Genomic DNA, 24,038 nt, shown 5'->3' with positions numbered 1-24,038 from the left:
GATGCTCATCGCCGCCCCAGCAACCAGTTCGCGATGCCGTACAGGCGCTGCACAGCCACGGCGCCGCGTGCATGCACCAGCGGCTCGGCCAGGTCGGCCAGTTCTTCCTGGCGTTCACGCGTCAGCTGCGGCGCGCGCTCGGCGTAGGCCACCAGCGCGACCTGCTCGTGCGGCAGCAGCGGCACGCTCGGGGCGAGCGCGACGTTCTCCACCGCGGACCGGCTCTCCTGCTCGACCGTGGCGTGCACGACCAGCGTGCCGGCAACCATGTCGCCCAGTCGCCGCCCCCACGGATCGGCCAGGCTGGCGACCAGCCCGGTGGCATAACCGAACGGCAGCAGGTCGACCACCCGGATGAGATTGCGGGTGAATGCAGCCAGCCAGCCCACCGGCGCACCGTTGGCGGCGATCACGCGCAGGCCCAGTGCGCGCTTGCCGGGCGTGCGCCCGTTGTCGAGCGCCTCGAACAGCACCGGATAGAACCAGAACACGATGAACAGCGTCACCGCGTACGGGCCGGCGCCGCTGGTCCCCAGCACGCCCAGGACGATGCCGGCGACGAACATCACGCCGGCACGGATGGCGAAGTCGATCAGCCAGGCCAACGCGCGCGGCACCGGACCGGCGGCCGGCAGGTGCAGGGCGACGCCTTCGGGCGTCACCACTTCGCGGTAGGTGTCGAGCACGGCGCCGTTGCTCAAGCGCAGCTCCGCCGTGCGCCGCGTTCGGTCTTGTCGGCGCATGCGATTCGCGGCGCCGGACGCGGCTGGTAACGCTCCATGAGTCCCCCGTGGTTCCACGATGACTTTAGACGGCCAGCGTGAAAGCGCCAACCGCGACGTCGCCTGTGTGCCCGGCGGCGGACCAAGCTGGCACGTTCACCCGGAGCGCTCAGACCGGCCATTCCAGATCAGCATTCAAACCGGTTCAGGTCGATGGGTTCGACGAGCGGGCTCAGACAAGTGGGTTCAGGTAGTTGTTCTTGAGGCGGACGTAATGTCCTGCTGAGTAGTACAGCGCCTCGATCTCAGCGTCGCTGAGCATGCGCACCTTCTTCGCCGGATTGCCCAGCCACAGCTCGCCTTCGCCCACCACCTTGCCCGGCGCGACCAGCGCGCCGGCGCCGACGAAGCCGTGCTTCTTCACCACCGCGCCATCCAGGATCACCGCACCCATGCCGACCAGGACGGCGTCCTCGATGCGGCAGGCGTGGATGATCGCCTTGTGGCCGATGGTGACGTCCTCGCCGATCACCGTGGCGAAACCGCCAAGCTTTGCATGCGGCCCGTCGTGACTGACGTGCACCACGGTGCCGTCCTGGATGTTGGTGCGCGCGCCGACACGGATGAAATTGACGTCGCCGCGCACGATGGTGCCCGGCCAGATCGAAACATCGTCACCGAGGATGACGTCGCCGATGACCGTCGCGGCGGGATCGATGTAGGCACGCTCGCCGAGCACCGGCGTCTTGTCGAGGTAGGGGCGGACGTTGTTCATGCGGGCAGTTTACTGCCCCCTCCCTTTCGCCGCAGGCGAAGGGGAGGGCCGGGGAGGGGTGCTTTTGACTTTGCTTTTTCGGGCACAAGGGAAACAAACAAGCAACAGCACCCCTCCCCGGCCCTCCCCTTCGCTGCGCGAAAAGGAGGGAGAAAAGCACGGCGCGCTACACTGCGCCGCATGAAAATCGCCAGCTGGAATGTCAACTCCCTCAACGTCCGCCTGCCTCACCTGCAACGCTGGTTGCAGGAGTTCGCGCCGGACGTGGTCGCGCTGCAGGAAACCAAGCTCGAGGACATGAAGTTCCCCGACGATGCATTGGCGGAGCTGGGCTACCGCAGCGTGTTCTGCGGACAGAAGACCTACAACGGCGTCGCCGTGCTCAGCCGCCTGCCGTTCACCGGCGAATGCATCACCGCCATCCCGGGTTTCGAGGATCCGCAGAAGCGCGTGCTCGCCGCGACCGTCGGGGGCGAGCCAGGTTCGCCGCAGGCGCTGCGCATCATCGATCTATACGTGGTCAATGGCGAAGCCGTCGGCAGCGAGAAGTTCGACTACAAGCTGCGCTGGCTCGCGGCGCTGCGCGAATGGCTGACGGAAGAGCTGCGCCAGCATCCCAATCTGGTGGTGTTGGGCGACTTCAACATCGCCCCCGACGATCGCGACGTGCACGATCCCAAGCGCTGGCGCGAGAAGATCCTGTGCTCCACGCCGGAACGCGACGCGCTGCGCTCACTGCTGGATCTTGGCCTGCACGACAGTTTCCGCCTGTTCAACGAGGAAGCCGGCCAGCACAGCTGGTGGGACTATCGCCTCAACGCGTTCGAGCGCGGCTGGGGCCTGCGCATCGACCTGGTGCTGGTGAGCGAGGCGTTGCGTGCGCGCTGCATCGCTGGCGGCATCGACACTGCCCCGCGTAGCTGGGAACGGCCGAGCGATCACACGCCGGTGTGGGTGGAGTTGGATTGATCGACGAATGCGGATCGGCTGGCTGTTATCGACCGAAGATGGCCCCACCTGATGAAAAGAAAAAGCCCGGACAAGCCGGGCTTTTTCTTTTCACGTCACGATCCCTTCGTCAGCGTACACGCCCTCGCCGGAACAGGTTGACGATCGCCAGCAGCACGATCGCACCCACCAGCGACAACAGCAGGCTGGGCAGGCTGAAGTTGCCGTCATTGATGTCCGCGCCACCCAGGCCAGTGATGTTGCCGATCCAGCCGCCCAGGAAGGCACCGACGATGCCGATGACGACATTGAGCAGCAATCCCTGCTGCGCGTCCGTCTTCATGACCAGGCTCGCCAGCCAGCCGATGATGCCGCCGACGACCAACCAGATGATCAATCCCATTGCCGTCATGTCGCTCTCCTTGGTTTCAAAAGGAAGGAAGCTGCTCGCCCTGAATGAGGGGCGAGAGAAGTCTGTTGTTGGCGGCGTGATGGAGGTGTCAGGAACCTGAACGCGCACTCAGGAACCCGAACGCACGGTGATTCCGCGGAAAATGTCACGTCGCCATCACGTCGTTCGAACATTTCTGGGCGGGACTCCTGGGCGGCATTTCCGCGCGAACTCAAGCCAGGTCGCGCAGCAATCCGGTCAGCGCATCGCGCGGCAACTTGCCGGTGTCGTTGCGCGGCAACGCCGGCACGCAACGCAGCGGACGCGGCAGGAACACCGGATCCACATGCCCGCGCAGCACGGCGAGGATCTGCGCTTCGGTCAGTGTCGGCGCCACGGCAAGCGCGGCGATGCGGCGCACGCCCGTGCGTTCGCAGGGATCGAGCTGGAAGACGACACCATCGTCGACGCCCGGCACCGTCAGCAGGCGTCGGGTGAGATCACCCAGCGACGCACGCTTGCCGGCGATCTCCAACATGTCGGCATTGCGGCCGCGCAGTTCGAAACGACCATCGGCGTGGATTTCGACCAGGTCGGCCAGCACCACCGGTTGCGGCAGGTGCGGCGCCTGTACGGCGGTGCCATCGGGTTGCGGCGACAGTCGCACGCCGGGGAGCGGGGTCCAGGCATCGTCACGTGCGGTGCGGCGACGCGCGATCACGCAGGTTTCGGTGGAGCCGAACAATTCGCGCACTTCGCAGCCGAAACGCTGCTCGGCGCCAGCGGCAAGTTCGCGCGACAACGGTGCCGTGGCGCAGACGATGCCACGCAGCGGCGGGAATTCGACCGTCGCGCCGACCAGCGCACGCAGGTGCACCGGCGTGGTCACCAGCAACGGCGGCGTGGGCGCGTCGCGCAGCGCGCGGGCGACGTCGTCGGGGAAGAACGGACGCGCGCCGTGCACGCAGATCGCACCCAGCAGCGGCAGCAACACCGACATCTCCATGCCGTACATGTGTTGCGATGGCACGGTGGCCACGAGCGGTGTCGTGGCGGATCCGCTGACACCATTGCCTTCATCCAGCAGGTCGGCCAGCGCCACCAGGTTCTGCGCGGTGCTGGCGCGGAACGCGGCCCAGGTCTTCGGGTTCGGCTTGGGCCGGCCGGTGCTGCCGGAGGTGAAGCCGATCGCGATCAGCAGGTCGTCGTCGATCGCGAGCTCTGCGCCGTCGCGCTGCGGCAATGTCGCCGGCAGACGCACCTGCGCCGCGGACGCGCCGATCGATGCTTGGGAACACGCATCACCGTCATCGAGGCAGTAACTGCCGGGATGCTGGGATTGCACCTCGGCGACCACGGCCGGCGCGCGCGAAGGCGGCAGCAGCGTGGTCTGGCCGCGCAGCGCGGCGGCACAGAAGGCGACGAGGAACCGGTAGCGGTCCTCGCACAGGTTGATGGCGCAGGCGGCGTCCGGCAGCAGCGCGGCGACGCCGCGGACTTCGCGGGCGAAACGCGCGTGATCGATGCACCCGCTGCCATCAAACGCGATGGCGCGGCCAAGCCCACCCACGACCAACGCCGTGCGGGCGCACTGCGGCTCCCCCGCAACGGACTGGATCACTGCTGACATTTGAACTTCCCGCGACCGGAACCCGGGTCGCATCCCCTGTGGCTACTTTACGTCAGAAGGGGTCAAATCCAGCCTTCATGTCCCTGTCTGCCGCCAACTACCGCGATTTCCACCACGGCCCGCTGCGCTGGTCCTGGCACGCCCACGCCCGCGGCACCCCGACCGACCCCATCGCCCGGGACTGGCTGGCGGCACAACTCGACCTGCCCCCGGAACGGCTGGCGCTGGTCCGCGACGAGCGCGGCCGACCCCGGCTACCGGCCGGGCTGGATTGCAGCTGGAGCCACAGCGGGCAGGGCCTGATGGTGGCGCTCGGGGAAGGCGTGCAACTCGGCGTGGATTGCGAGCTGGTGCATGCCCGCCCGCGGGCGCTGGAACTGGCCCGGCGCTTCTTCACCCGGCACGAGCACGACTGGTTAGCCGCTTTTGGCGACCAATCGCAGCGTGATCTGGCCTTTTTGCGCTTATGGTGCGCGAAGGAAGCGGTCCTAAAGGCGCACGGCCACGGCCTGTCGTTTGGACTGGAGCGGCTTCGCTTCGTCGAACGCGACGACCGCCTGCAACTGGTCGAATGCGACCCCCGGCTCGGCGTTCCCGCTGACTGGACCCTGCGAGAAGTGGTCCCCACCCCGGGCTACGTTGCCGCGCTCGCCTGGCGCGACTGGCCCGGGTGAACGCCGCCGCGCCCGCTCCTCACGCCCCACCCCGTCACTCATACTGCGCCCCGCATGAACACCCCCACCCTCCCCGCCGACCTGCGCCCGACGCTGGAAGCCGGCCTGCGCGACCTGCAGCTGGACCCGGCTTTGGCCGAACCGCTGCTGGCCTACCTGGCGCTGCTGGCACGCTGGAACCAGACCTACAACCTCACCGCCATCCGCGACCCGCGCGAGATGGTCGGCAAGCACCTGCTCGACTCGCTGGCGATGCATCCCTACGTCGACGCCATCGCGCGCGCCGGCGGCAGCCTCGCCGACCTGGGCACCGGCCCCGGCCTGCCCGGCATCCCGCTGGCCATCGTCAAACCCGGCCTGCGGGTGACCCTGGTGGAGAGCAATGGCAAGAAGGCCCGCTTCATGCGCGAAGCCATCCGCCAGCTCGGCCTGTCGGGCGTCCGCGTCGCCGAATCGCGCATCGAGGCCGTCGCCGAGCCAGGCGCCCACGACGCCATCACCGCCCGCGCACTGGCGACGCTGCCGCTGATCATCGAACTGGGCGGCCATCTGCTCAAACCCGACGGCGTGCTGCTGGCGATGAAGGGCGTGTATCCGGCCGACGAGATCGCGGCGCTGCCGGCCGGCTGGGCGGTCACCGCCTCGCACCCCCTCCGCGTGCCCGGCGTCGAAGGCGAACGCCACCTGATCGAAGTCCGCCGCGCGTAGGGCGGGCCCTGGCCCGCCTTCGGGCGACCCGGAACACCGGAAGGCGGGCCAAGGCCCGCCCTACGACTTCCACACCCCCGGCGACCACGTTTCGAGGTGGTCGGGAGACCTTCCAGACGACTCGCGCAGTCGTTTTGACGTGGCCGGTAGACCTTCCGGACGACTCGCGCAGTCGTTTCGACGTGGTGGGGAGACTTTCCAGACGACTCGGGTAGTCGCTTCGACGCGGTCGGGAGACCTTCCGGGCGACTCGCGCAGTCGTTTTGACGTGGCCGGTAGACCTTCCGGACGACTCGGGTAGTCGCTTCGGCGCGGTCGGGAGACCTTCCAGACAACTCGGGGAGTCGTTTCAACCTGGTCGGGAGACCTTCCGGACGACTCGCGCAGTCGTTTTGACGTAGCCGGAAGACCACGCACGCAATCCCGGACCCACTGCGCCCTCACAGCCCGCCCCGGCCGGGCATAATCCCCGGTCCGGCCATGTCCTGGCCAACCACCGCATCACCTCGAGGCAACGAGCCGCATGGCCCGCATCATCGCTGTCGCCAACCAGAAAGGCGGAGTCGGCAAGACCACCACCGCGGTCAACCTGGCCGCCGCCCTCGCCAAGACGCCAAAGCGCGTGCTGCTGGTCGACCTCGACCCGCAAGGCAACGCGACCATGGGCAGCGGCATCGACAAGCGCGAGATCGAGGACACGATCTGCGACGTGCTGCTGGGTGAGGCGGAGCCGACCGCCATCCTCAAGCGCACTGCCGAGGACTTCGACCTGCTGCCGGCCAACATCGAGCTGACCGCGGCCGAAATCAGCCTGATGAGCGAACCCGACCGCGAGCAGCGCCTGAAGGCCGCGCTCGCGCCGATGCGCGTGCACTACGACTACATCCTGATCGACTGCCCGCCGGCGCTGTCGCTGCTCACCCTCAATGCGCTGACCGCCGCCGACTCGATCATCGTGCCGATGCAGTGCGAGTACTACGCGCTGGAAGGCATCAGCGCCCTGCTCGACACCATCGAGGCGCTCAAGGCGCGCCTCAACCCGCAGCTGGAGATCGAAGGCGTGCTGCGCACCATGTTCGACGTGCGCAACAACCTTGCCAACGCGGTGTCGGCGGAACTGACCAAGCACTTCGGCGACCGCGTCTTCCGCACCATCGTGCCGCGCAACGTGCGCCTGGCCGAAGCGCCCAGCCACGGCCAGAGCATCGTCGGTTATGACCGTGCCAGCCGCGGCGGCATCGCCTACCTCGGCCTGGCCGGCGAAGTGCTGCGCCGCCAGCGCGAGCGCGACCAGGCCGCGAAGACGGTCACCAAGGAGGCCGCGGCATGAGCGCGCCGAAGAAGCGCGGACTGGGTCGCGGACTGGAAGCGCTGCTCGGCCCCAAGGCCGCCGCCGAAGCGCCCGCGCTGGTGGAAGCCCAGCCCGGCGACGCCCTGCGCACGCTGCCAGTCGACGCGCTGACACCCGGCAAGTACCAGCCGCGCCGCACGATGGACCAGGGCAAGCTCACCGAGCTGGCCGACTCGATCCGCGCCCAGGGCGTGATCCAGCCCATCGTGGTGCGCGACATCGGCGGCAAGAGCTACGAGATCATCGCCGGCGAACGCCGCTGGCGTGCCTCGCAACTGGCCGGACTGACCGAAATTCCGGTGGTGATCCGCGAGGTCGACGACCGCACCGTGGTCGCGATGGCGCTGATCGAGAACATCCAGCGCGAAGACCTCAATCCGCTCGAAGAAGCCGTCGCGCTGCAGCGGCTGATCGACGAATTCGACCTCACCCACGCGCAGGCCGCCGACGCGGTCGGTCGTTCGCGTGCGGCGGTCTCCAACCTGCTGCGCCTGCTGGAACTGCCGGTCGACATCCGCGTGCTGCTGGAAACCAAGGCACTGGAAATGGGCCACGCCCGCGCGCTGCTGACGCTGGCGCCGCAGGCCGCGATCGCGCTCGCGCGCCAGGCCGCGGAAAACGGCTGGTCGGTGCGCGAAGTCGAACACCGCGCGCAACTGCTCGCCGCCGGCAAGGTCGCCGACACGCCGCGCGCCAAGCCGGCCAAGGCCAAGCCGCAGGCCGACATCGCCGCGCTGGAACGCGAGCTGTCGGAATCGCTCAACACCCGCGTGAACGTGCTGCACGGCCGCGGCGGCAAGGGTCGTCTGGTGATCCATTACCACGACCTGGATTCGCTGGACGGCGTGCTGGAAAAGCTGCGCCCGAAGTCTGCGTGACGCGACGCGGCTGATCTGGCCGCGTCGATTCCTGCCCGATTCGCTGTTCGTTCCAGAGTGCTCCTGACCCGGGTCAGCGCCTTCCGCCTTCGGATGGCGGCGGCGTGGGCACCACCGAAACCATAAAATTCCTCCATGACCACTCTCGTCACCGGCGCAGCCGGCTTCATCGGCGCCTACACGTGCCGCGCACTGCAGGCCCGCGGTGAATCCGTCATTGGCCTCGACAACTACAACGACTACTACGACCCGCAGATCAAGCGCGATCGCGTTGCCGCACTGTGTCCCGGCGTCGACATCCGCACGCTCGACCTCACCGACCGCGATGGCCTGGCCGCGCTGTTCGACGAAGTGAAGCCCACGCGCGTCATCCACCTCGCCGCGCAGGCGGGCGTGCGCTATTCGCTGACCAATCCGCACGCCTACGTCGACAGCAACCTGGTTGGCTTCGTCAACCTGCTGGAACTGTGCCGCCATCGCGGCGTGCAGCACCTGGCGTATGCGAGTTCGTCGTCGGTGTACGGCGATTCGGCCACGCCGCCGTTCTCCGAAGACCAGCGCGTCGACCAGCCGCGTTCGCTGTACGCGGCGACCAAGGCCGCCAACGAGCTTATGGCGCACACCTACGCGCACCTCTACGGCCTGCGCGCGACGGGACTGCGTTTCTTCACCGTGTACGGTCCGTGGGGTCGCCCGGACATGGCGCCGCTACTGTTCTCGCGCGCGGTGCTGGCGGGTCGGCCGATCGACGTCTTCAACTTCGGCAAGATGCGCCGCGACTTCACCTTCGTCGACGACATCGTCAACGGCGTGCTGGGCGCGCTGGACAATCCACCGGCGGGCGAACCGCCGCATGGGGCAGCCCCACATCGGGTATTCAACCTCGGCAACCACACCCCGGTGGAACTCGAGCAGTTCATCGCGGTGATCGAACAGGCCGCCGGCCGCCCCGCGCAGAAGGTCTACAAGCCGATGCAGCCGGGCGACATGGTCGAGACCATGGCCGACACCTCGCGCGCACACGCCGCGTTCGGCTTCGAGCCGCGCACACCGATCGAAGTCGGCCTGCCGCCGGTCGTGGCCTGGTGCCGGGACTACTTCGGCGACCGCGCCTGACCTGCGGTTACGGCCTTTTAAGACAGTCTGAACACGAGCCGGGTAGGATGCACGGCCATCGTTCCCCATCCGTCCGCCCCACGGCGGGCACTACGCGTATCCGCAGATGACCCCAATGGCCCCGCAACTTTCCGTCGTCGTGCCCGTGTTCAACGAGCAGGACAATGTCGCGCCGCTGGTGCGCGAAATTGTGGCTGCACTACGCGGGACGGCCGACTTCGAGATCGTCTACGTCGACGATCACTCCCGCGACAACACCCTCGCCACGCTCCAGCAGCTCAAGACGGAAGTGCCGGAACTGCGCGTGCTGCACCACGTCAGCCAGAGCGGCCAGAGCACCGCGGTGCGCACCGGCGTAAAGGCCGCGCGCGGCACGTGGATCGCCACGCTCGATGGTGATGGCCAGAACGATCCGGCCGACATCCCGAAGATGCTGGCGCAACGCACGCAGTCCGCGGACGACGTGAAGCTGTTCGCCGGCTGGCGCGTCAATCGCCAGGACACCGGCAGCAAGCGCTGGGCATCGAAGTGGGCCAACGCAATCCGCGCACGCATGCTGCGCGACGACACGCCCGATACCGGCTGCGGCATCAAGCTGTTCGAGCGCGCGGCATTCCTGGACCTGCCCTACTTCGACCACATGCATCGCTACCTGCCGGCACTGATGCAGCGCGCGGGCTGGAAGACGGTCAGCGTGCCGGTGAACCACCGCGCCCGCACCGCCGGCGTGTCCAAGTACACCAACCTCGGTCGCGCACTGGTGGGCCTGGCCGACCTGCGTGGCGTGGCATGGCTGATCACGCGCAGCAAGCGCACCGACGTGCGCGAAATCTGACAGTCGCGTTGTTGGTCATGCGCGGTCGCCGGGGCGACGGATCGCGCGGACGGCTGGAAGCCGGCAACTGAACGCCAACCAGAAACCGTCAACACGGAAAAAACACCATGCACGCCGATTTGATGAACACCCCGATCGCCTGGCTGGCCTGGACCGGCCTGCACATGTCGCCGTGGAAGCTGATCGGCCTGACCGGCGCGCTGATGTTCGGCGGGCGCTGGCTGGTGCAGTTCGTCGCGTCGCGCCGGTACGGCAAGCCGGTCATTCCCCGTTTGTTCTGGTACATGAGCCTGGTCGGCAGCGCGATGACCCTCGCCTACTTCCTGTTCTCGTCCAAGCAGGACTCGGTGGGGATCATCCAGAACCTGTTCCCGGCCTTCACCGCCGCCTACAGCCTGTGGTTGGACATCAAGCACCGCGGTTGGCACCGGGACAAGGCGACGCATTAGCGTCGGACGGGGCTCGACCCGCCATTGGCGCAGCCGATGGCTTCCCGTTCCCGCTAGCTGTTTTCGCCAGGCGTTCCCGGCCAGGCGGAACCGGATGGGACCACCTCGTCGATGGCGGGTCGAGACCCGCCCTATGCCTGCGTGCGACGCCATTGGAGCTGGCAGGTGACGGCCCCGCCAGCCTGTGGATAAGTACTTGCCTGGCCGCGCCGGCGCATGCATAATGCGCGGCTCGCTGCGTCCGGTCGCCCCTTGGGGCAGGACCGGGTGGCCCCCGGGACCACGATCCCGACCCACCGCCGGCAGCGGAACTCCACCCTGTGGAGCCCACCAAGACCCTGAATCGTGTGCCGCCGCAGAACACCGCGACGGAGGAGCCGCCGCCTCCCTGGCCAAGGGAAGCACTCATTACCTCTCGAGGTGCGTATGTCCCGCGTATGCCAAGTTACCGGCAAGCGCGTGCAGACGGGTAACAACGTCTCGCACGCCAACAACCGAACCCGCCGCCGTTTCCTCCCGAACCTGCATGAACGCCGGATCTGGGTTGCCAGCGAAAACCGCTGGGTGAAGCTGCGTCTTTCCACCGCTGCCCTGCGCACCATCGACAAGAACGGCATCGACTCCGTCCTTGCCGAGCTGCGTGCACGCGGCGAGAAGATCTGAGGAGGATCGAACCATGGCTTCCAAGCGCGACAAGATCCGCCTGATCTCCTCGGCCAACACCGGCCACTTCTACACCACCGACAAGAACAAGAAGAACACGCCGAACAAGATGGAGGTCAAGAAGTACGACCCCGTCGTTCGCAAGCACGTGATCTACAAGGAAGGCAAGATCAAGTAAGCCGCCTTCCGGCTTGTTGGATGCAATACAGAAGCCCGCCGCAAGGCGGGCTTCTTCTTTTTGCGGATCCGTCGCCCGGCGGCGACGCCGCAGACTTTCCAACCGCGAGGACAACACGATGAACATCCGCAAGCCCAACCGTGCCGCACACAGCTATACCCAACACTTGGTCGCCGCACCGGAGCGCGTGTTTCCGCTGCTGTGCCCCGTGCGCGAAGCCGACTGGATCGAAGGCTGGAACCCGCTGCTGGTGCTGAGCGAATCGGGTGTCGCCGAAACCGACTGCGTCTTCGTCACCGCCGCCGATCCTGCCGACGCGATCTGGTACGTCACCCGCCACGAACCGCACGCCGGCTTCGTGGAGATGCTCAAGATCACCCCCGGGGTCACCGCGTGTCGCCTGTCGATCCAGGTGCAGGCCACGCAAGCCGGTTCGCAGGCGCAGGTGACCTACACGCACACCAGCCTGGGCGCCGAGGGCGATGCCTTCGTCGCCGCGTTCACGCCGGCGTACTACGAACAGTTCATGCGCGACTGGGAAGCGCGACTCAATCACTATCTCGTGCACGGCACCGCGTTGCACGGCAGTGGTGGCTGAAGGACCCGCAAAAGCGCTTGCGACGTCAGCGCCCAACCCGGGCCGTACAAGAACAGCCTTCCGAGCGGAGCGCACTACCGGGCTGGCGGTCAGGCGTCGCGCCGCTCCCGCACCAACGCCTCGACCACCGACGGATCGGCAAGCGTGCTGGTATCGCCCAGCTGATCCGGTGCGTTCTCTGCGATCTTGCGCAGGATCCGCCGCATGATCTTGCCGCTGCGCGTCTTGGGCAGTCCCGGCGCCCACTGCAGGTGGTCGGGCGATGCGATCGGACCGATCTCCTTGCGCACATGGGCGATCAATTCCTTGCGCAGCTCGTCGCTGCTGGCTTCGCCCGCCTTCAACGTCACGTACGCGTAGATGCCCTGCCCCTTGATGTCGTGCGGAAAGCCGACCACGGCCGCCTCGGCGACTTTCGGGTGCGACACCAGCGCGCTTTCCACTTCCGCTGTGCCCATGCGGTGGCCGCTGACGTTGATCACGTCATCGACGCGGCCGGTGATCCAGTAGTACCCGTCGGCATCGCGACGACAGCCGTCGCCGGTGAAGTACATGCCCGGATAGGTCTTGAAATAAGTTTCGATGAAGCGCGGATGGTCGCCGTAGACCGTGCGCATCTGGCCGGGCCATGAATCGAGCAGGACCAGGTTGCCTTCGGCTTCACCGATGAGCAGCGCGCCATTGGCGTCCACCAGTGCCGGCTGCACGCCGAAGAAAGGCTTCGACGCCGAACCGGGCTTGAGATCGGTCGCCCCCGGCAAAGGGGTGATCAGGATGCCGCCGGTTTCGGTCTGCCACCAGGTATCAACGATGGGGCAACGCGCGTCGCCCACGACTTCGTGATACCAGCGCCACGCTTCCGGATTGATCGGTTCGCCGACACTGCCAAGCAGGCGCAGCGACGCGCGCGACGCCTTGCGCACGGGCGCGTCGCCCTCGCGCATCAGCGCGCGGATCGCGGTCGGCGCGGTGTAGAAGATCGTGACCTTGTGGCGATCGATCACCTGCCAGAAGCGTGAGGCGTCCGGGTAGTTGGGCACGCCTTCGAACACCAGCGACGTCGCGCCGTTCGCCAGCGGTCCGTACACGATGTAACTGTGGCCGGTCACCCAGCCGACGTCGGCGGTGCACCAGTAGATGTCGTCGTCGCGAAGGTCGAACACCGCTTCGTGCGTGTAGCTCGCATAGACGAGGTAGCCGCCGGTGGTGTGCAGCACGCCCTTGGGTTTGCCGGTGCTGCCGGAGGTGTAGAGGATGAACAGCGGATCCTCGGCATTCATGCGCTCGGGTTCGCACGTCGCGGGCTGGTTGTCCACCACGGCGGCGTACCAGCGGTCGCGCGGCATCTGCATGTCGACCGCGCCGCCGGTGTGGCGCACGACAAGGACGGTTTCCACCGAGTGGGTGCCGGGCAGTTTCAGCGCGGCGTCGACATTGGCCTTGAGCGGGATTCGCTTGCCGCCGCGCCAGCCTTCGTCGGCGGTGATGATCAGCTTGCTGCGGCAGTCGTGGACGCGGTCGGCGATCGATTGCGGCGCGAAGCCACCGAACACCACCGAGTGGATCGCGCCGATGCGGGCACAGGCCAGCATCGCCGCGACGGCTTCGGGAATCATCGGCAGGTAGATGGTGACGCGGTCGCCCTTGACGACGCCGAGCGCACGCAGCGCGTTGGCGAGTTTGCACACGCGTGCGTGCAGTTCGCGGTAGCTGATGTGCTGCGCGGGTTTCGCCGGATCGTCCTGCTCGAAGATCAGCGCGGTGCGGTCGCCGCGCGCGGCCAGGTGGCGATCCAGGCAGTTGACGCTGGCGTTGAGCTCGCCGTCGGCGTACCAGCGGATGTGGAAGTCGTCGACCGCGAAGTTCACGTCGCGAACCTGCGTCGGCGCCTTCATCCAGTCGATGCGCTGGGCGACGTCGGCCCAGAAGGCGTCCGGCGCGGCGACGGATTGCGCGTACAGGCGCGCGTAGTCGTCGGCCTTGATGCGCGCCTGCGCGGCAAAGGCGTCCGGCACGAGATAGACGTCTGGCTGCGACATTGCGCGCTCCTGAGTCGGGGCCTGCCAGTGTGCCCCAAGCTGTTGGCCGCCGGCACATGGTTTCGCGATCCCCCGCACTGACCACGGCTCCGCATCGGTGGCGATGACTTTCGACACATGATGCAAAGAGCGACGCGGTTAAGGTGGGGACCCGCCTCCCTTGCCGAAGACCGCCATGCCCGCTTCCCGCTCCGCCACGCTGCTGCGCAGCGCCTTGTTCGTCGCGCTGGGATGCGCGCTCGTCACCGCCTGCAAGCAGGAGTCCGCCGGCCCGACCGCCGACACCGCCGCTACGGCACCGCAACCGGCCGCCGCGCCCACCGCAGGCGTGGACCTGGCCGGCATCGACAAGTCGGTGAAGCCCGGCGACAACTTCGACGGCTACGCCAACGGCGCGTGGCGCCAGGCCACGACCATCCCGGAAGACCGCTCCAATTACGGCACCTTCACCGTACTGGTCGAACGCGCCGAGCAGCGCAACGCCGACCTGGTGAAGTCGCTCGCGGCCGCGCAACCCGCCGCCGGCAGCAACGAGCGCCGCATCGCCGACTACTACGCCGCCTACATGGACGAGGCCGGCATCGAGGCGCGCGGCCTGGCGCCGCTCAAGCCGGAGCTGGCGAAGATCGACGCGATCGCATCAAAGGCCGACCTCGCCCGCGTGCTCGGTGCAGGCGTGCGCGCCGACACCGATCCGCTCAACGCGACCAACTTCCAGACCGACAACCTGTTCGGCGTGTTCGTCGCGCAGGGCCTGCAGGATCCGGAGCATTACGTCGCCAGCCTGATGCAGGGCGGGCTGGGCATGCCCGACCGCGAGTACTACCTCTCGGCCGACAAGGAAATGGCGACGGCGCGGCAGCAGTACGAAACCTACGTCGCCGCGCTGCTCAAGCAGGCCGGCATCGCCGATCCGCAGGACAAGGCGAAGGCCGTTCTCGCACTCGAAACGAAGATCGCCAAGGCGCATGCGCCCATCATCGACTCGCAGGACGTACACAAGGCCAACAACCCCTGGGACACGGCGGGCTTCGCGCAGAAGGCGCCGGGACTGGACTGGCCCGCGTTCTTCGACGCCGCCGGCCTGTCTTCGCAGAAGACCGTCGTCGCCTGGCAGCCTGGCGCGATCAGCGGCATCGCGAAACTGGTCGGTAGCGAACCGCTGCAGTCCTGGAAGGACTACCTCACGGTCCACGCACTCGACCACAACGCCGCGTTACTGCCCAAGGCCTACGCCGACCTGCATTTCGGCTTCCACGGCACCGCGCTGCAGGGCACGCCCAAGCAGAAGGACCGCTGGAAGCGCGGACTGGACGCCACCAACAACGCGCTGGGCGACGCCGTCGGCCAGCTCTACGTGAAGAAGTACTTCCCGGCTTCGTCCAAGGCGCAGGTCGAGGAGATGGTGCACAACATCCTCGCCGCGTTCGGCGAGCGCGTGGACTCGCTGGCGTGGATGACACCCCAGACCAAGGAGAAGGCCAAGGAGAAGGCGGCGACGATGCGCGTGAGCGTCGGCTATCCGGACACCTGGCGCGACTACTCCGCGCTGGACGTGCGCGCGGACGACGCGCTGGGCAACCGCCTGCGCGCGGAACTGCAGGAATACCATCACCAGATCGGCAAGCTGGACAAGCCGGTGGATCGTGGCGAGTGGTGGATGACACCGCAGACGATCAACGCCGTGCAGTTGCCCTTGCAGAACGCGATGAACTTTCCGGCGGCGATCCTGGAAGCGCCGTTCTTCGATCCCGCTGCGGACGCCGCTGCGAACTACGGCGCCATTGGCGCGGTGATCGGCCACGAGGTCAGCCACGGCTTCGACGACACCGGCGCCGAATTCGACGCGCAGGGCCGCCTGGCCAACTGGTGGACGCCGGAGGATGCGAAGCACTTCAAGGCAGCCACCGCGAAGCTGGCCGCGCAGTACAGCGCCTACGAGCCGCTGCCCGGCCTGCACGTCAACGGCGAACAGACGTCCGGCGAGAACATCGCCGACGTGTCCGGCCTGACCATCGCCTACATGGCGTGGCGCAAGTCGCTGGGTGGCAAGGAATCGCCGGTGATCGACGGGCTCACCGGCGACCAGCGCTTCTTCCTCGCCTACGGCCAGGCCTGGCGCAACAAGATCCGCGATGCCGCACTACGCCAGCGCGTGCTCACCGACGGTCACGCGCCAGCCGCGTATCGCGCGATGACGGTCCGCAACATCGACGCGTGGTACGACGCGTTCAAGGTGCAGTCCGGCGAGAAGCTCTACCTCGCGCCGGACGACCGGGTGAAGATCTGGTAACGCTTGCGCCAGCACCCGAGGAAACGGCCGCAGTTGCGGCCGTTTTCTTTTGCTTCGATGCCTCCGGTGTGAAAGTCGCTTTGCTGGGGCGATGACCGACAGCCGTGGCAACACCGGAGGTTGTCGCCGTCAGGCCCTGGAATGCAGGCCTTACCAACCCTGCCCTGTCATCCCGAGCGTAGCGAGGGATCTGTTTCCAGCAGGTAGCCGATCCCTCGCCACGCTCGGGATGGCATTCGAGATATTCAGACGTTCCTTAGCGTGGCGGCGCGGCCAGTTCCTTCGCGCTCAGGAAACCATCGCCATTCGCGTCCTGCCGACGGAACGCGGCCGCCAGTGTTTCGCGATGTTCGGCCAGGCTGACGGTGCGTCCCCGGCCGCCGGGCAGCTCGTTCGCGGTGAGCAGGCCGTCATGGTTGGTATCCATGTGCTCGAATGCATAGCCCATCCACGCCTGGTATTCGGTGAGCGCGACGCGGCTGTCGCGGTCCACGTCCATGCGCGAGAGGTACTGGTCGGCGGCGGTGACCTGTGCGAGGGAGATCGCGGGTAACACCGCGAATGCAAGGGCCATGCATGCGAAGGGCATCCCTGCGATGGTCATGCGCGTAGCAACGGTGGCGGCGGGCTTGCTCATGGCTTGCGTCCGATCATGGCAGGGCCCAGCGAAACGTGGCGGGCAACCACGCGCAGACTGCCGACTTTCCGGCGCCGGGTAAACCGCGAAAGCCGCTTCGCTCATGCGGCGATTCAGCCACGCCACGCTGCGCCGCGATTCAACCAGATACGCGGCGCCCATTCGGGCTTGCCGCGATGTCGGCAGCGGATTTTCGACGGCGACTGTCAACGGCAGGCTCCCGGCAGCAGATCGCGGCGGCCCGCCTCGAAAACGACGAAGGGGCGTCGCCGCCCCTTCGTATTCCATATCCATGAGTTGCGGGTCAGGCGCCTGCGCGCACCGGTGCGATCGCGTAACCCTTCATGCGCATCGAGAACGCCTGCAACGCGGCGTTGCCGGAAGCCTCGGCTTCCGCGCACCACGCCTGCAGCTTCGCCAGCGTGGCCTGCGCGTCATGCGAACGCTCGTCCAGCACCTGCGAGAGGCGGGCGCGGAACTCGGCCAGCTGCGCCATGCGCGGGCGCTCGGCCAGCCACGACTGCAGCTTCGCGCGCTTGTCCTCATCCAGCCAACGGCCGCCATCGGCCAGGCCGCGGCGCAGCTTGCGCGGCAGCTTGAACTTGGCCTCGCGCAGTGCCGGCAAGGTGACGCTGCGGTAGTAATCGGTCATCGCCTGGAAGCGGATCGCGAGCAGCGCCTTCATCGTCTCGCCGTCGGGCATGTTGATGTTCGGGCGCACATTCAGGGAGGGCGCGATGCGCAGCACCTTGGCCAGGCCAACGGCCTCGAAGGCCTTGATCACGACCCAGCCGATGTCGACTTCCCACTTGCGCAGCGCGAACTTCGCCGACGACGGGAAGGCGTGGTGGTTGTTGTGCAGTTCCTCGCCACCGATCCACACACCCCAGGGCGAGAGATTCGTTGACGTGTCGGCGCTTTCGAAGTTGCGGTAGCCCCACCAGTGACCGATGCCGTTGACCACGCCGGCGGCCCAGAACGGGATCCACGCCATCTGCAGCGCCCACAGCGCCACGCCGGCGAAACCGAACAGCGCGAAGCTGATGATCAGGTAAAGCGTCGGGCCCATCGTCGCGTGCGGCGTGTACAGGTGGCGCTCGATCCAGTCTTCCGGGCAGCCCTTGCCGTACTGCTCGATGCTGGCGCGGTCGTCGCGGGCCTCCTTGTAGAGCTCCACGCCGTGCCAGAAGACGTTGCCGATGCCCTTCACCTGCGGGCTGTGCGGGTCTTCCTCGGTCTCGCACTTGGCGTGGTGCTTGCGGTGGATGGCGGCCCATTCCTTGGTGACCATCGCCGTGGACAGCCAGGTCCAGAAACGGAAGAAGTGGGCGACAACCGGATGGAAGTCGACCCCGCGGTGCGCCTGGCTGCGATGCAGGTACAGGGTCACCGAGAAGATGGTGAGCTGGGTCGCGACGAGGAAGTAGATCGCCAGCGTGCCGATGCCGGCTTGCAGCAGGCCGCCGGCGAGGAAATCGAGCAGAGAAGACATGGAAACTCCGGCGGGACGCGCCAGACCTGACGGGAGCAGGCCTGATGAGAGGCGATGGATGGACAGAGCGGTGCTTCGCGCGACCCCGGCCGGAAGTTTGCCACTGTCCGGTGACGTGCGCTTCGGTATGGAAGCCGCTTTTGTGATGGGGGTCGTGACCGCCCGGGCCAAGGGCTAAGTCTTTGCCTGTTCAGCCTTTTCTTCGTGCAAACCGGTTCACGTCGGAGTGGGCTCCCGGGTCACGGCGCGGCGGCGGCGATCTGCTGGCGCAGGCGCGCCAGCTCGGGTTCGGCGAAGGCGCGCAGCGCGGCGCGGTCGTTCCTGGCGAAACAGGAGCGCCGGCCGCAATGGTCCAGGAGCAGGGTCAGGTCCTGCGCCAGGCCCAACTGCTCGGTGACGTGCTTGTCGAAGCCGGGTTGCTTGCCCGGATCGAGCCCGATGGCCGCCAGGGCCCGACGCTGCTGCGACACCCGGCGTGCCCGACGACGCCAGGCATGCCAGTCCTCGTCGCGGCCGCTGCGGCAGGCGCGGGCACGCGCGGCATCCAGGCGCGCGCGACTGTGCGCGGTGGCGGCTTCGAGTTGTCCGGCGTGCACCGCGTCCCACGGCAGCGCCAGCAGGGTGGCGCGCAGGACCCCCAGCAGCGCGCGGCGGCGCGACAGGTCGGCGTCGTCGCGCTGGAATTGGGCCGCCACCTTCGCCCGCCGCGCGGCGGCGATGCGGCGCGCGCGGCCGAGAAGCGCCGTCGTGCGGGAGTCGTAACCCGCCTTGAGCAGGCGGTCGAAGGTTTCCACCAGCGCGTGCGCATCGCGCAACCGCGACAGGCCACGATTGAGCTTCCGCAGCGCCCGGTCGACCAGCCCCGCGCCCGGGCCCAGCCGCTCGCCACCCAGCGCGAGGGTCGCGCGAACGCGGCGCAGCGACTTGCGCGCCTGGTGCACGCCCTCGTGCCGGCGACCGCCGCGCCAGGCGAGGTGGCCGATGGCGGCGTCGAGCTCTTCCAATGCATGGCCTTCCAATGCATCGCCTGCCAGCGCATGTTCCTCCAGCGCATGCGCACGCAGGCCCGGGGGCGGCGGCGCGGCTTCGATCGGCGCGGAAGACATGCCGCCCACGATATGCCAGCGCGCACGCCGCGGGTACGCTGCCGCCATGCCCGAATTGCCCGAAGTCGAGACCACCCGCCGCGGCCTGGCGCCGCATGTCGAAGGCCGTCGCGTCGCTGGCGTCGTGCTGCGCCGGCCCGACCTGCGCTGGCCCATCCCGACTGAGATCCGCGAGGTCCTGCCGGGCCAGCGCATCAACGCCGTGCGTCGCCGCGCCAAGTACCTGCTGCTGCACACCGACGCCGGCAGCGCCCTGCTGCACCTGGGCATGTCCGGCAGCCTGCGGGTGCTGCCCGCGACCACGCCGGTGAACCCGCACGACCACGTCGACATCGCGCTGGAAGGCGGCGGGCGCGAAAGTCGCAGCCGCGTGCTGCGCTTCACCGATCCGCGCCGCTTCGGCTGCCTGTTGTGGCAACCGCCGGGCGAAGTCCACGAACTCCTGCGCGACCTGGGCCCGGAGCCGCTGCCGGACGCATCCGGCGCGACTGTCGACGCGGCCGCCGCCAGCGCGGTGTTCGACGGGGACTACCTGTTCGAACTCTCGCGCGGCCGCAAGGCGCCGGTGAAGACCTTCCTGATGGACCAGAAGGTGGTGGTCGGCGTCGGCAACATCTACGCCGCCGAAGCGCTCTTCGCCACCGGTATCTCGCCGCTGCGCGCGGCCGGCAGGGTCTCGCGCGAACGCTACGTGCTGCTCGCCGATGCGGTGAAACGGATCCTGGCGCATGCCATCGACCGGGGCGGCACCACGCTGCGCGATTTCATCAGCCCGGACGGGCTGCCGGGCTACTTCGAACTGGAACTGTCCGCCTACGGCCGCGGCGGCGAACCGTGCCCGCGTTGCGGGCGGCCACTGAAGCAGGCGGCCATCGGCCAGCGAGCGACGGTGTGGTGCGGGCATTGCCAGAAGTAACCCGATCCGCTCGCCGGCAGCCTTCCATACCTGCCCGTCGGGCCGAAAAGTTTCGAACGCAGGGCCGTACCGCAATCGGCCAGACCCCTGCCCCGGCAAACCAAAGGGTTTATATTCGCGGCAAGGATTGGGGAGAGGCATGGCAGACAGCGCCGATATCACCTTGCTGCTCGACGCCGCCCGCGGGGGCGATCGCGGCGCGCTCGACAACGTGCTCGCGCGGCTGTATTCGGAACTGCATTCCATGGCGCGCCGCCAGCTCGCCGGCCAGCACGGGCAGACACTCGACGCCACCGCGCTGGTGCACGAGGCCTACCTCAAGCTGATCGGTCGCCGCGAAGCCCGCTTCGACGATCGCGCGCATTTCTTCGCCTATGCCGCCTCGGCCATGCGCAGCGTGGTGGTCGATTACGCCCGCCAGCGCCTGGCACAGAAGCGCGGTGGCGACCTGCACCGTGTCACCGACCTGCCCGAGGACGTCGAAGGCGGCGTGCGCCTGGACGAGGAAACCCTCGGCCTGGACGTGGCGCTGACCAAGCTCGCCGCGGTCGACCAGAAACTCGCGCAGGTAGTCGAGCTGCGCTATTTCGCCGGCCTGTCGGAGATGGAAATCGCCGGACTGCTGGAACGCTCCGAACGCAGCATCCGTCGCGACTGGCAGAAGGCGCGGCTGTTCCTGCTGGCGTCGTTGAAAGACTAGGGTTGCCGGTTCGCGGCTGGACTGCGGACGCAACAGCGTTCTGACTGCCGGGCACCGCATCCAACGACAACCGATCATCGCGAGCCGACGACCGCCCCATGGATCCCGAGCGCTGGCAACGCCTCTCACCGCTGCTCGATTCCCTCTTCGAGCTGCCGGACGACGAACGCGCGCAGCGTCTGCATGAGCTGCGCGCGGAGGATCCGGTGCTGGCGGTCGAACTGGAAGCGTTGATCGCGCTGGAAGAGGAACGCACCGACTTCCTCGCCGAGCCGCTGGTTTCCACGCGTGGCGCGATGCCGGGGATGGAAGTCGGTCCGTATCGCCTGGAACGGATGCTCGGCGAAGGCGGCATGGGCCAGGTATGGCTGGCGGCGCGATCCGACGGCCTGTACCAGCGCCGCGTCGCGCTCAAGCTGCTGCGACCCGGGCTCACCGACGCGAACCTGCGCCTGCGCTTCACCCGCGAGCGGCAGATCCTCGCGCGGCTCGCGCACCCGCACATCGCGCGCCTGCTCGACGCCGGCGTCACCGCCGACGGCCTGCCGTACCTCGCGCTGGAATACGTCGACGGCGAACCGATCACCGACTATTGCCGCCAGCTCAACACCTCGCTGTCGCAACGGCTGCAGATGTTCCAGCAGATCTGCGATGCGCTCAGCCACGCGCACGCCAACCTGATCGTCCATCGCGACCTCAAGCCGTCCAACATCCTGGTCACGCCGGCGGGCGAAGTGCGCCTGCTCGACTTCGGCATCGCCAAGCTGCTCGACAGCGACGTGCCGCTGGTGGACCAGACCCGCACCGGGGTGCGCGCCTTCACCCTCCACTACGCCGCACCCGAACAGATCCGCGGCGAACCCATCACCACCATGACCGACGTGTATTCGCTCGGCGTGGTGCTCTACGAACTGCTCACCGACCGCAAGCCCTACCGGCTCAAGCGCGACAGCGACGCAGCGTGGGAAGAAGCGATCCTGGTCACCGACCCGTTGCGCCCCTCGCAGACGCTGTTGCGCCGCATCGAGACGGACACCTCGCCGCGCGTCGACATCGACACCTCCGACCTGCGCCGGCGCGCGCGCATGGTCAGCGGCGACCTCGACAACATCGTGCTGAAGACGCTGTCGAAGAAACCCGAGCAGCGCTATCCGTCGGTGGAAGCCCTCGCGCTGGACCTGCGCCGTTACGCCGAAGGACGTCCAGTACAGGCGCGGGCGCAGAGCGTCGGCTATCGCATGCGCAAGTACATGGCGCGACACCGCTGGGCGTTGGTGACCGCCGCCGCGGTGACCCTGGTGCTGGCGATCGCGCTGAGCCTGGTGGCATGGCAGGCCAACCAGGCGCTGGCCGAAGCCGCGCGGGCACAGGCGATGCAGGATTTCATGGTCGGCCTGTTCGAATACGCCGGCGGCGCCGCGCCCGGCGAATCGATGGACCTGCGCTCGCTGCTCACCGCGGCCGAACAGCGCGACCGCAACGAACCCGCGCGCCAACCGCGCACGCGCGCCGAACTGCTGGGCCTGCTCGCCCGCCTGCGCCTGGGCCTGGGCGACTATCCCGAGGCCGAATCGCTGCTGCTGCGTCAGGCCGTGATCGTCGATGCCGGCAAGGACATCCCGGCCAGCCTGCAGTTGGAATCACTCACCCTGCGTGGACACATGGACACGCAGCTCGGGCGCACGCGCGACTGCATCACCCTGATGCAGCCCGCGCTCGCCCTGGCACGCAACGAACAGGCGCAGCTGCCGACGCAGTCCAGCGAGTTCTATTCGCAGCTTGGCCGTTGCCGCCGCGCGATCGGCGAACGCCAGGGCGCGCGGCAGATGTTCGAGCGTTCGATGGCGATTCGCCGCGAGACGCCCACCGACGAAGCAGGCATCGTCGAGAACATGATCGATATCGCAGGCCTGCACGGCGACGTCGGCGAAACCGCGATCGCGCTGCGCGAACTCGATGAAGCACTCGCCTACCTGCAACGTCGCGTCGGCGAGCGCAACCCCTTGGCCATCGACATCCAGCGCAAGCAGTGCTCGCTGCGACGCCAGCAGGGCGATTCCGCCGGCGCCGAGCGCGACTGCCGCGACGCCCTGGCGCTGGCATTGCAGTTGCACGGCCACGACCACCGCGCCAGCGTCGATGCGCGCCGGCAGTTGGCCGCGTTGTATGTCGACCAGGGCCGATTCGCCGAGGCACAAACCGAGTTCGCCGACACCCAGGCCTGGCTCGTCGCGCGCCTGGGCAGGGAGAACAAGGACGTCGCGCTCAACTACAACAGCCTGGGCATCACCGCATGGGAGCGCGGCGACCTGGAGACGGCGCGATCGTCGCTGGAACGCGCGGTCGCGATCTGGCGCAAGGGCGAAGACAAGCCGATGCTCGCCAGTGGCCTGTTCAACCAGGCGATGGTCCTGCACGACGTCGGCGAGGACGCGAAGGCGCTGCCGTTGCTTCTGGAGTCCCGGCGCCTGCGCCAGGCGCAGTTCGGCGCGCAGCACGGCATCGTCGGCGATACCGACCGGATGATCGGCGAGGTCAGCGACGCATTGGGCGAGCACGAAGCCGCGCGCACGGCGCTGCAGCAGGCAGTGGCGACGACGCGCCTGGGCTACGGCGCGAAGCATTCGCATACGTTGCGCGCGGAACTGTCGCAGGCGCGCCTGCTCGCGCGCGATGGCGACATCGCCGCGCTGCAGTTCCTCGCGACCACCGCCCAGCGGCGCGAGGCCGACCCGGAGCTGCGCAAGGCGGTCTGGCTCGCACGTGCCTACGCCAGCGAAACGCGCTGCACCAGCGCACCCGACCAGGCGCGACTGGAGCTCGATGCCCTGATGGACGAGATGCAGGCCGCGCTGCCGGAGGGCGGTGTCGTATTCCGCGCCGTCGGCGTGGTCCGCGACCATTGCGGCACGGCGGTCGCGCCACGGCAATGATCGTTG

Annotated in this window: 23 protein-coding genes; 15 read left to right on the top strand and 8 right to left on the bottom strand. The window is 67.9% G+C overall.

Annotated elements, in window-relative coordinates; translation table 11 throughout:
- Window positions 1-5: 5 nt before the first annotated feature.
- Window positions 6-743 carry an RDD family protein gene (locus ACYVD7_RS05285; RefSeq protein WP_460760019.1) on the bottom strand — a complete coding sequence of 246 codons (738 nt, stop codon included), beginning with the start codon at window positions 741-743 and terminating at the stop codon, window positions 6-8.
- A 211-nt stretch (window positions 744-954) separates the two neighbouring features.
- Window positions 955-1,497: a gamma carbonic anhydrase family protein gene (locus ACYVD7_RS05280; RefSeq protein WP_460760016.1), complete on the bottom strand. Its 543-nt coding sequence runs from the start codon at window positions 1,495-1,497 to the stop codon at window positions 955-957.
- 180 nt (window positions 1,498-1,677) lie between these two features.
- Here ACYVD7_RS05280 and xth point away from each other — a divergent pair, with 180 nt between their 5' ends.
- Window positions 1,678-2,466, top strand: a complete 789-nt coding sequence (xth, locus tag ACYVD7_RS05275) for an exodeoxyribonuclease III (protein ID WP_460760014.1) — start codon at window positions 1,678-1,680, stop codon at window positions 2,464-2,466.
- 109 nt (window positions 2,467-2,575) lie between these two features.
- On the opposite strand, the gene ACYVD7_RS05270 is transcribed toward xth, so the two are convergent.
- On the bottom strand, window positions 2,576-2,848 hold the full coding sequence (locus tag ACYVD7_RS05270) for a GlsB/YeaQ/YmgE family stress response membrane protein (protein WP_460760221.1): 273 nt from the start codon (window positions 2,846-2,848) through the stop codon (window positions 2,576-2,578).
- A 220-nt stretch (window positions 2,849-3,068) separates the two neighbouring features.
- The gene (locus ACYVD7_RS05265) at window positions 3,069-4,466 is read right to left on the bottom strand and encodes an AMP-binding protein (protein ID WP_460760011.1); all 1,398 of its coding nucleotides are present in this window, start codon (window positions 4,464-4,466) and stop codon (window positions 3,069-3,071) included.
- A gap of 77 nt (window positions 4,467-4,543) precedes the next feature.
- Here ACYVD7_RS05265 and ACYVD7_RS05260 point away from each other — a divergent pair, with 77 nt between their 5' ends.
- The 10 genes from ACYVD7_RS05260 (at window position 4,544) to ACYVD7_RS05215 (ending at window position 11,916) form a co-directional block, all read left to right on the top strand.
- Window positions 4,544-5,140, top strand: a complete 597-nt coding sequence (locus tag ACYVD7_RS05260) for a 4'-phosphopantetheinyl transferase family protein (protein WP_460760009.1) — start codon at window positions 4,544-4,546, stop codon at window positions 5,138-5,140.
- A gap of 54 nt (window positions 5,141-5,194) precedes the next feature.
- The gene (rsmG, locus tag ACYVD7_RS05255) at window positions 5,195-5,848 is read left to right on the top strand and encodes a 16S rRNA (guanine(527)-N(7))-methyltransferase RsmG (RefSeq protein WP_460760006.1); all 654 of its coding nucleotides are present in this window, start codon (window positions 5,195-5,197) and stop codon (window positions 5,846-5,848) included.
- A gap of 523 nt (window positions 5,849-6,371) precedes the next feature.
- Window positions 6,372-7,178, top strand: coding sequence for a ParA family protein (locus ACYVD7_RS05250; RefSeq protein WP_460760003.1), 807 nt, complete (start codon window positions 6,372-6,374; stop codon window positions 7,176-7,178).
- Window positions 7,175-8,077: a ParB/RepB/Spo0J family partition protein gene (locus ACYVD7_RS05245; protein WP_460760000.1), complete on the top strand. Its 903-nt coding sequence runs from the start codon at window positions 7,175-7,177 to the stop codon at window positions 8,075-8,077. The genes ACYVD7_RS05250 and ACYVD7_RS05245 overlap by 4 nt, the downstream gene beginning before the upstream one ends.
- 135 nt (window positions 8,078-8,212) lie before the next feature.
- Window positions 8,213-9,193, top strand: coding sequence for an NAD-dependent epimerase/dehydratase family protein (locus tag ACYVD7_RS05240; RefSeq protein ID WP_460759997.1), 981 nt, complete (start codon window positions 8,213-8,215; stop codon window positions 9,191-9,193).
- A gap of 115 nt (window positions 9,194-9,308) precedes the next feature.
- Window positions 9,309-10,028: a glycosyltransferase family 2 protein gene (locus tag ACYVD7_RS05235; protein WP_460759994.1), complete on the top strand. Its 720-nt coding sequence runs from the start codon at window positions 9,309-9,311 to the stop codon at window positions 10,026-10,028.
- Between the two features lie 107 nt (window positions 10,029-10,135).
- Entirely contained in the window at window positions 10,136-10,477 is a 342-nt protein-coding gene (locus ACYVD7_RS05230) for a lipid-A-disaccharide synthase N-terminal domain-containing protein (RefSeq protein ID WP_460759992.1), read from the top strand.
- Window positions 10,478-10,903: 426 nt separating this feature from the next.
- Window positions 10,904-11,140: a 50S ribosomal protein L28 gene (gene rpmB / locus ACYVD7_RS05225; RefSeq protein WP_460759989.1), complete on the top strand. Its 237-nt coding sequence runs from the start codon at window positions 10,904-10,906 to the stop codon at window positions 11,138-11,140.
- Window positions 11,141-11,153: 13 nt separating this feature from the next.
- Window positions 11,154-11,318, top strand: a complete 165-nt coding sequence (rpmG, locus tag ACYVD7_RS05220) for a 50S ribosomal protein L33 (protein WP_036168663.1) — start codon at window positions 11,154-11,156, stop codon at window positions 11,316-11,318.
- Between the two features lie 118 nt (window positions 11,319-11,436).
- Complete coding sequence (locus ACYVD7_RS05215) at window positions 11,437-11,916, top strand: hypothetical protein (RefSeq protein ID WP_460759987.1); 480 nt, start codon at window positions 11,437-11,439, stop codon at window positions 11,914-11,916.
- An 89-nt stretch (window positions 11,917-12,005) separates the two neighbouring features.
- Here the strand turns inward: ACYVD7_RS05215 and acs are convergent, their stop codons facing one another.
- On the bottom strand, window positions 12,006-13,955 hold the full coding sequence (gene acs, locus ACYVD7_RS05210) for an acetate--CoA ligase (RefSeq protein WP_460759984.1): 1,950 nt from the start codon (window positions 13,953-13,955) through the stop codon (window positions 12,006-12,008).
- Window positions 13,956-14,130: 175 nt separating this feature from the next.
- On the opposite strand from acs, the gene ACYVD7_RS05205 reads away from it, so the two are divergent.
- Window positions 14,131-16,248, top strand: coding sequence for a M13 family metallopeptidase (locus tag ACYVD7_RS05205; RefSeq protein WP_460759981.1), 2,118 nt, complete (start codon window positions 14,131-14,133; stop codon window positions 16,246-16,248).
- Between the two features lie 256 nt (window positions 16,249-16,504).
- Here ACYVD7_RS05205 and ACYVD7_RS05200 read toward each other — a convergent pair whose 3' ends face one another.
- From ACYVD7_RS05200 to ACYVD7_RS05190, 3 genes are all read right to left on the bottom strand, one after another.
- Window positions 16,505-16,837, bottom strand: coding sequence for an EF-hand domain-containing protein (locus tag ACYVD7_RS05200; protein ID WP_460760219.1), 333 nt, complete (start codon window positions 16,835-16,837; stop codon window positions 16,505-16,507).
- A gap of 352 nt (window positions 16,838-17,189) precedes the next feature.
- Window positions 17,190-18,377, bottom strand: coding sequence for a DesA family fatty acid desaturase (locus ACYVD7_RS05195; protein WP_460759977.1), 1,188 nt, complete (start codon window positions 18,375-18,377; stop codon window positions 17,190-17,192).
- Window positions 18,378-18,616: 239 nt separating this feature from the next.
- Window positions 18,617-19,531 carry a CHAD domain-containing protein gene (locus ACYVD7_RS05190; RefSeq protein ID WP_460759974.1) on the bottom strand — a complete coding sequence of 305 codons (915 nt, stop codon included), beginning with the start codon at window positions 19,529-19,531 and terminating at the stop codon, window positions 18,617-18,619.
- Here ACYVD7_RS05190 and mutM point away from each other — a divergent pair.
- The 3 genes from mutM (at window position 19,530) to ACYVD7_RS05175 (ending at window position 24,032) form a co-directional block, all read left to right on the top strand.
- Complete coding sequence (gene mutM, locus ACYVD7_RS05185; RefSeq protein WP_460759972.1) at window positions 19,530-20,399, top strand: bifunctional DNA-formamidopyrimidine glycosylase/DNA-(apurinic or apyrimidinic site) lyase; 870 nt, start codon at window positions 19,530-19,532, stop codon at window positions 20,397-20,399. The two genes, ACYVD7_RS05190 and mutM, sit on opposite strands and share 2 nt — an antisense overlap.
- A gap of 139 nt (window positions 20,400-20,538) precedes the next feature.
- A complete protein-coding gene (locus ACYVD7_RS05180; RefSeq protein WP_460759970.1) occupies window positions 20,539-21,099 on the top strand; it encodes an ECF-type sigma factor in 561 nt (186 codons plus the stop codon).
- Between the two features lie 98 nt (window positions 21,100-21,197).
- On the top strand, window positions 21,198-24,032 hold the full coding sequence (locus tag ACYVD7_RS05175; RefSeq protein WP_460759967.1) for a serine/threonine-protein kinase: 2,835 nt from the start codon (window positions 21,198-21,200) through the stop codon (window positions 24,030-24,032).
- The last annotated feature ends 6 nt before the right edge of the window (window positions 24,033-24,038 follow it).

Source organism: Lysobacter fragariae (assembly GCF_054779775.1).
The sequence above is the reverse complement of the archived record's forward strand: the minus strand, read 5'-3'. Positions and strand labels throughout refer to the sequence as shown.

Coding starts and splice junctions, on each gene's coding strand:
- ACYVD7_RS05260 (WP_460760009.1), top strand. CDS start 4,544: ATGTCCCTGTCTGCCGCCAACTACCGCGATTTCCACCACGGCCCGCTG.
- rpmG (WP_036168663.1), top strand. CDS start 11,154: ATGGCTTCCAAGCGCGACAAGATCCGCCTGATCTCCTCGGCCAACACC.
- ACYVD7_RS05175 (WP_460759967.1), top strand. CDS start 21,198: ATGGATCCCGAGCGCTGGCAACGCCTCTCACCGCTGCTCGATTCCCTC.
- ACYVD7_RS05215 (WP_460759987.1), top strand. CDS start 11,437: ATGAACATCCGCAAGCCCAACCGTGCCGCACACAGCTATACCCAACAC.
- rpmB (WP_460759989.1), top strand. CDS start 10,904: ATGTCCCGCGTATGCCAAGTTACCGGCAAGCGCGTGCAGACGGGTAAC.
- ACYVD7_RS05250 (WP_460760003.1), top strand. CDS start 6,372: ATGGCCCGCATCATCGCTGTCGCCAACCAGAAAGGCGGAGTCGGCAAG.
- ACYVD7_RS05265 (WP_460760011.1), bottom strand. CDS start 4,466: ATGTCAGCAGTGATCCAGTCCGTTGCGGGGGAGCCGCAGTGCGCCCGC.
- ACYVD7_RS05190 (WP_460759974.1), bottom strand. CDS start 19,531: ATGGCGGCAGCGTACCCGCGGCGTGCGCGCTGGCATATCGTGGGCGGC.
- ACYVD7_RS05205 (WP_460759981.1), top strand. CDS start 14,131: ATGCCCGCTTCCCGCTCCGCCACGCTGCTGCGCAGCGCCTTGTTCGTC.
- xth (WP_460760014.1), top strand. CDS start 1,678: ATGAAAATCGCCAGCTGGAATGTCAACTCCCTCAACGTCCGCCTGCCT.
- ACYVD7_RS05240 (WP_460759997.1), top strand. CDS start 8,213: ATGACCACTCTCGTCACCGGCGCAGCCGGCTTCATCGGCGCCTACACG.
- ACYVD7_RS05270 (WP_460760221.1), bottom strand. CDS start 2,848: ATGGGATTGATCATCTGGTTGGTCGTCGGCGGCATCATCGGCTGGCTG.
- acs (WP_460759984.1), bottom strand. CDS start 13,955: ATGTCGCAGCCAGACGTCTATCTCGTGCCGGACGCCTTTGCCGCGCAG.
- ACYVD7_RS05195 (WP_460759977.1), bottom strand. CDS start 18,377: ATGTCTTCTCTGCTCGATTTCCTCGCCGGCGGCCTGCTGCAAGCCGGC.
- ACYVD7_RS05180 (WP_460759970.1), top strand. CDS start 20,539: ATGGCAGACAGCGCCGATATCACCTTGCTGCTCGACGCCGCCCGCGGG.
- ACYVD7_RS05280 (WP_460760016.1), bottom strand. CDS start 1,497: ATGAACAACGTCCGCCCCTACCTCGACAAGACGCCGGTGCTCGGCGAG.
- ACYVD7_RS05200 (WP_460760219.1), bottom strand. CDS start 16,837: ATGCCCTTCGCATGCATGGCCCTTGCATTCGCGGTGTTACCCGCGATC.
- ACYVD7_RS05285 (WP_460760019.1), bottom strand. CDS start 743: ATGCGCCGACAAGACCGAACGCGGCGCACGGCGGAGCTGCGCTTGAGC.
- rsmG (WP_460760006.1), top strand. CDS start 5,195: ATGAACACCCCCACCCTCCCCGCCGACCTGCGCCCGACGCTGGAAGCC.
- ACYVD7_RS05230 (WP_460759992.1), top strand. CDS start 10,136: ATGCACGCCGATTTGATGAACACCCCGATCGCCTGGCTGGCCTGGACC.
- mutM (WP_460759972.1), top strand. CDS start 19,530: ATGCCCGAATTGCCCGAAGTCGAGACCACCCGCCGCGGCCTGGCGCCG.
- ACYVD7_RS05245 (WP_460760000.1), top strand. CDS start 7,175: ATGAGCGCGCCGAAGAAGCGCGGACTGGGTCGCGGACTGGAAGCGCTG.
- ACYVD7_RS05235 (WP_460759994.1), top strand. CDS start 9,309: ATGGCCCCGCAACTTTCCGTCGTCGTGCCCGTGTTCAACGAGCAGGAC.